General features: G+C 37.7%; 4 protein-coding genes. All 4 read left to right on the top strand.

Annotated elements, in window-relative coordinates:
- The first annotated feature begins 151 nt into the window (after window positions 1–151).
- The 4 genes from KI363_RS14990 to KI363_RS14975 all read left to right on the top strand — a co-directional run bounded on the left by KI363_RS14990 (window position 152) and on the right by KI363_RS14975 (window position 7,000).
- Window positions 152–2,053 (top strand): PTS fructose transporter subunit IIABC, encoded by a 1,902-nt coding sequence (locus KI363_RS14990; protein ID WP_212966842.1) that lies wholly within the window; start codon window positions 152–154, stop codon window positions 2,051–2,053.
- A 399-nt stretch (window positions 2,054–2,452) separates the two neighbouring features.
- Complete coding sequence (locus KI363_RS14985) at window positions 2,453–4,351, top strand: PrkA family serine protein kinase (protein WP_158324073.1); 1,899 nt, start codon at window positions 2,453–2,455, stop codon at window positions 4,349–4,351.
- Window positions 4,352–4,622: 271 nt separating this feature from the next.
- Window positions 4,623–5,792 carry a sporulation protein YhbH gene (yhbH, locus tag KI363_RS14980; protein ID WP_158324074.1) on the top strand — a complete coding sequence of 390 codons (1,170 nt, stop codon included), beginning with the start codon at window positions 4,623–4,625 and terminating at the stop codon, window positions 5,790–5,792.
- 185 nt (window positions 5,793–5,977) lie between these two features.
- Window positions 5,978–7,000: an ABC transporter substrate-binding protein gene (locus KI363_RS14975; RefSeq protein WP_212966841.1), complete on the top strand. Its 1,023-nt coding sequence runs from the start codon at window positions 5,978–5,980 to the stop codon at window positions 6,998–7,000.
- Window positions 7,001–7,008 lie beyond the last annotated feature (8 nt).

The following is a 7,008-nucleotide window of genomic DNA, read 5'->3' as shown; positions in this document are numbered from 1 at the left end:
AGGGATTTTGGTGTCGTGTGGTAACCTCATCAAACCTTAAAATTCAGGGGGTGGCAAGTTTTTTGCATTCATTCCCCTATAAATCAAGAGGTTATTAACTTTTTACTATAGATTATTTGACAATACGTTCAAAACGATAGGAGGGAAGAAGATGAAACTCACCGATATTTTAACGCGGGATAATATAATCTTGAATCTTAGAGGAGATAATCAATCGGATGTCATTGATGAGTTAGTAAATAAGTTAGATCAAAACCAGCTTATAAATGACCCTGAAATGTTCAAAGAAGGAATTTATAAGAGGGAAAGTGAAATTTCAACTGCAGTGGGTTATGGGGTAGCGATTCCTCATGCAAAAAATAAATCGGTAATCAAACCCACTATTATAATGGGGCGAACACTCCAAGGAATAGATTACGGCGGTCAACATACAAATTTAATATTTATGATTGCAGCTCCTGAAAATGCATCAAATGAACATTTATCACTTTTGTCTCAACTATCGACTTTTTTAATGAGTGAAACATTTCGAGCAAAGCTGCTCGTAGCAACATCAGAAAGTGAGATTATAACAGCAATTGAAGAACAAGAAAAATTAACAGAAGTAGATTCTAATGATGAATCTGCTTCCGGAAAATATTTAATCGGCATTACTTCATGTATGACTGGGATCGCACACACTTATATGGCTGCGGAGTCTTTGAAAGAGGCAGCCGAAAAAAGAGGTATGAAGGTCAAAATTCAAACTAATGGTGCTAATGGTCCTGAGAATAAGCTAACTACAGCAGATGTCCAGAAGGCTGATGCCATTATTATAGCTCATGATGTACGAGTGGATACCTCTATTTTTGGAGGTAAACGATATATTGATGTCCCCGTGAAAAAGGCAATCAGTCATGCTGATCAATTAATTGATCAAGCTCTGTCTTATGACATAAAAGAAGATAATGTTGATAACACGATGGTGGCTAAAGAATCGGAGTCAGAGGAAAAATCAGGATTGAATTTCTATAAGCATATTATGAGTGGGGTTTCGTATATGATTCCATTTGTAGTTGTCGGGGGAATCTTTATCGCAATTTCCTTCATGTTTGGTATTTATGCTGCAGATCCTGAGAGTGATCAATATAATGTTATCGCCGATTTCTTTAATCAAGTCGGTGGCGAAGCAGCTTTTGCATTAATGGTTCCAATATTAGCTGGATTTATTGGCTATAGCATCGCTGATAAACAGGGGCTGGCTCCTGCAATGATTGGTGGTATGATGGCTAGTATAGGTGGTTCTGGCTTCCTTGGCGGAATGATAGCCGGATTTGTTGGTGGGTTTGTCGCGAAGTATATTGGTCAATCGATGGCTAAAATACCAAAATCCTTTCAAGGTTTAGTTTCTGTTTTAATTGTTCCATTACTAAGTACGCTTATCGTTGGTGCATTCATGTTCTTCGTATTAAATACGCCAATGTCCATGCTAAATGTATTTTTAGAAAATTGGTTGAAAAGTCTTACTGGAATAAGTGCAGCTATTCTTGGAGCGTTATTAGCCGGAATGATGGCCTCTGATATGGGCGGTCCTATTAATAAAACAGCATCTGCCTTCGGTTTAGCAATGTTTGCTGCAAATATCTTTGAACCATCAGCTGCTTTAATGGTTGGTGGAATGGTACCTCCAATTGGAATTGCACTGGCTACAACCATTTTTAAAAACAGATTTACAATTCAAGAAGCAGAAGCTGGAAAAGCAAGCTATGTATTAGGAGCAAGCTTTATTACTGAAGGGGCAATCCCTTTTGCAGCAGCAGATCCATTAAGGATCATTCCTGCAAATATAATCGGTGCTGCGGTAGGTGGGGCATTGTGTATGGCGATGGATATTTCATTAAAGGCTCCTCATGGCGGCATTTTTGTTATCCCGATTGCCTGCAATAAACCATTACTTTACATTGGATGTATACTTCTAGGTTCGTTCATTACTTGCTTAATGATTGGTCTTATGAAAAAACCTCTTTCAGAAAAAGAAAGAAACAATGCAAAACAAATGAGTAGTATTATTTAAACGACCACCTGCTGATGGCAGGTGGTTTTTCACATATAAACCAGAAAAAACGCCAATCCATATAAAAACGGAGTGGCGTTTTATAAATTATTTCTTATAGGTTCCTGGCTTATCCTCATATCCAGAAGTGAAAATGGCGGCCAAGAATGCGATACATACACCGATAATTAAGATCAATTTCATGTTATGTAAGCCTCCCTTTTTAAATCATCCTTCTCTCATTTATTATAGCCTATTATAGCAGGAATGTCGCATATTTTATAAATTGTCATATTTATTAAGAAGAATCTAAAACGAGTTTTGGAGGAGAGACCTGTTTTAGGGAAAGTATCATGTTTAGTTGTCCACTCGCATAGAATGAAATAATCATCTCTCATCACACCTACTGGGGAGGTTTATATGGATATTTTAAAAAGAATCGAACAATATCGTTCACAAGAAGAAGGTTTGAAATGGGAAGGGACCTTTGCAGAATATTTACAATTAGTGGAAGAAAAGCCATGGATTGCTCAATCTGCCCATTCACGCATATATAATATGATAAAAGATGCTGGTGTTGAAGAGGAAAATGGCAGAAGAGTTTACAAATTTTTTAATTCAGAATTATATGGCTTAGAAGAGGCCTTAGAGAAATTAGTGGAGGAATATTTTCACCCGTCGGCTAAACGGTTGGATGTTCGCAAACGGATTCTCCTTTTAATGGGGCCTGTAAGTGGTGGGAAATCGACTCTCGTCACGATGTTAAAAAGAGGGTTGGAGGCGTATACAAGGACTGACAACGGCGCCGTTTATGCCATTAAAGGCTGCCCTATGCACGAAGATCCTCTACATTTAATTCCGCCTCATTTACGTGAGGACTTCTATAAGCAATATGGAATTAAAATCGAAGGACATTTATCGCCTTTAAATTCATTGCGACTTGAAGAAGAATATGGAGGTCGTATTGAAGATGTCCTCGTTGAAAGAATCTTCTTCTCTGAAGATAAGCGAACGGGAATTGGAACCTTTAGTCCATCTGACCCGAAGTCTCAAGATATTGCCGATTTGACGGGGAGTATTGATTTTTCAACGATTGCAGAATATGGTTCAGAATCCGATCCAAGAGCTTATCGTTTTGATGGGGAATTGAATAAAGCCAATCGTGGTTTAATGGAATTCCAAGAAATGCTGAAATGTGATGAGAAATTTTTATGGCATTTATTATCACTGACACAAGAAGGGAATTTTAAAGCGGGAAGATTTGCTTTAATTAGCGCAGATGAATTAATTGTGGCTCATACAAATGAAACAGAGTATCGCTCCTTTATCGCGAATAAAAAGAACGAGGCGCTTCATTCACGCATCATTGTCATGCCAGTTCCATATAATTTGAAGGTTTCAGAAGAAGAGCGTATATATGAAAAAATGATCAGAGAGAGTGATGTGGCGGACGATGTTCATATCGCACCTCATACGTTAAAAGTGGCAGCCATGTTCACGATTTTAACCAGACTAAAGGAAACAAAAAGGGGTGATGTCGACGTCATCAAGAAAATGCGCCTCTATGATGGTGAAAATGTGGAAGGCTTTAATTCCGCTGATGTGGATGAGTTGAAAAATGAGTTTCAAGAAGAGGGTATGAGTGGCATTGACCCGCGTTATGTCATTAATCGTATTTCATCTACCATTATTCGAAAAGGCATTACATCGATCAATGCATTAGATGTTTTACGATCCTTGAAAGAAGGGCTTGATCAGCATCCGTCTATTACCAATGAGCGCAAAGAAGTTTATTTGAACTATATTTCTTTGGCCAGAAAAGAATATGATGAAATTGCTAAGAAAGAAGTTCAAAAAGCATTTGTTTACTCCTATGAAGAGTCTGCAAAAACATTAATGGATAATTATCTAGATAATGTAGAGGCTTTTTGTAATAAAGCCAAACTTAAGGATCCACTCACAGGGGAAGAAATTAATCCTGATGAGAAATTAATGCGGTCGATTGAAGAACAAATCGGTGTATCAGAAAATGCAAAGAAATCATTTAGAGAAGAAATTCTTATCCGGATTTCGGCGCTTGCACGCAAGGGAAAGAGCTTCGATTATCGTTCCCACGCAAGACTGCGAGAGGCCATCCAGAAAAAGTTATTTGCTGATTTAAAAGATGTCGTCAAAATCACCACATCAGCGAAGACACCAGATGAGCAGCAATTAAAGAAAATCAATGAGGTTGTTGCTCGATTAATTGATGAACATGGCTATAACTCAACCTCAGCCAATGAATTATTAAGATATGTCGGTAGTTTATTAAATCGTTAAGTATTTTATATAAAAACAATACAATCAAAGGTTGCCTCCATAATGAAGGCAACCTTTGATGCTAATTTGGAGGTCATGACACCTGGAAATCCCAGGATATAAAGAAAATCCCCTATTGAATTTCCAACTTTGTCCATTTCTTAAAAAGGTTTGTAAATATCTAGCTATTATTGCATACAATAGAGTAATTAACAATGAAATATGCTAAGTAAATTTTCACTATCTTATCTTATGCCGATAGGGGAAGAATGTGAATAAGGAGGGTAAAAAAATGGCTGAATCAGAACACCGCCAGTTTGTTGTATCACAGGAAAATTGGTCCCTCCATCGCAAAGGACATGATGATCAGACCCGACATCAGGAAAAGGTCCAAGATGCAATTCGTAAAAATTTGCCAGATTTAATCACCGAAGAAAGTATTATCATGTCCGATGGACGGGATGTTGTAAAAATACCGATTCGTTCATTAGATGAATATAAAATTCGCTATAATTATGATAAAAATAAACATGTTGGCCAAGGTGATGGAGATAGCAAGGTGGGGGATGTTGTTGCAAGAGGACAAAACCCACAGACAGGGCCAGGAAAAGGCCAAGGAGCTGGTGATACTGCCGGTGAGGACTATTATGAAGCAGAAGTCTCGATGATGGAACTGGAGGAAGCTTTATTCAAAGAATTAGAATTACCGAATTTACAAAGAAAAGAACGAGATCTAAATCAAATTACAGATATTGAATATAATGACATCCGCAAGACAGGATTAATGGGAAATATTGATAAAAAAAGAACGATGTTATCTGCTTTCAAACGAAACGCAATAAAAGGTAGTCCCGGCTTTCATCCAATTTATCCAGAGGATTTAAAATTTAAAACATGGAATGAAATTCAAAAGCCTGAATCCAATGCAGTCATTTTAGCGATGATGGACACGAGTGGTAGTATGGGAATTTGGGAGAAATATATGGCACGTAGTTTCTTTTTTTGGATGAGTCGTTTCCTGCGCACCAAATATGAATCTGTCCAAATTGAATTTATTGCTCACCATACCGAGGCAAAGGTTGTGACAGAAGAGGAGTTCTTTTCAAAAGGTGAAAGTGGAGGAACAATCTGCTCCTCTGTTTATAAAAAAGCATTAGAAATTATAAATGAAAAATATGACCCCGAACGCTATAATATTTATCCTTTTCACTTTTCCGATGGAGATAATCTAACCTCTGATAATGCAAGATGTATCCGTTTAGTGAATGAAATTATGGAGAAAGCTAATATGTTTGGTTATGGTGAGGTGAATCAGTACCAAAGGAACTCTACGTTGATGTCTGTATATAAGCATATAAAAAATGAAAAATTTTATTATTATGTGCTCAAGGAAAAAGCAGATGTCTTTCATGCAATGAAAAGTTTCTTTAGAAAACAAGATGAGGAGAGCCTCACCTCATAAAGGATGCTTCTGTTAAATTAAAAATATATGTCATTATGCCAAAAACCCCAATTAAATTTATTTGGGGTTTTTCTTCGCTTTACCGCGTTGAACTATTGACTAAATAGTATAGTCAGTGTACGATTACATAAATATTATAGGTAAATTTGAAAAATTTAGTCTAAGGAGAAACAGGGGGAAATCATATGAAGTTAAGTTGGAAAAAGTTAAGTATGACTGCTTTGTTTTTGATACTGATCCTAGCAGGATGTGGGCAGTCATCCACAGCGCCAGAATCAAATGGTGATCAGTCTGATCAAGGAGAAGAACAAAATAAGGATGAAAGTAAGACATATAAAATTGGGGTCACGCAAATTGTGGAACACCCATCATTAAATGCAGCGTTTGAAGGATTTGAGAAGGCGATGGAGGATGCTGGGCTTACAGTGGAATACGATGAGAAAAATGCAAACGATGATAAAAGCATGAATACAACCATTGCATCTGATTTAGTGAACTCCGATGTAGATTTAATCTTTGCCAATTCTACTCCTAGTGCCCAAGCCGTGGCAAGTGCAACAAAAGATATACCGATTGTTTTTACATCTGTAACAGATGCTGTCGGGGCTGAATTAGTCGAATCAAACGAGAATCCGGGCGGAAATGTAACGGGAACCGTTGACACGCATCCAGATGCCATTCCAAATACAGTTAAATTTTTGTATGAAGAATTAGGGGCAAGGAAAGTAGGCATGGTTTATAATGCCGGCGAACAAAATTCACGTGCACAAGTGGACATTGCGAGAAAGGCAGCCGAAGATCTAGGCTCTGATATAGAGATTAAAGAGGCGACGGTTGCAACGTCCGCCGATGTGAAGCAGGCAACTGAATCTTTAATCGGGAAGGTAGACTCCCTTTATATTATCACTGATAATACAGTCGTATCGGCCCTAGAGTCCGTAATCACGGTGGCAAATGAGAATAAATTACCTTTAATGGTCGGGGAATTTGATTCCGTCCGTAAAGGTGGATTAGCCGCTTATGGGTTCGAATATACAGATATTGGCTATGAAGCGGGAGAAATGGCGATCAAAATCTTAAAAGGAGAAGTAGAGCCAGGAGAATTACCTGTACAATACCCGCAGAATTTGAAATTTGTTGTCAATAAAGAAACAGCCGAAACGATCGGATTAGAAATAAAAGAGGAATGGGAAGCAGAACTTGAATAGGAGATGAT

The organism is Lederbergia ruris (assembly GCF_018332955.1).
Classification (GTDB): Bacteria; Bacillota; Bacilli; order Bacillales; family Bacillaceae_C; genus Lederbergia; species Lederbergia ruris.
This window is presented reverse-complemented; position numbering and strand designations above follow the sequence as displayed.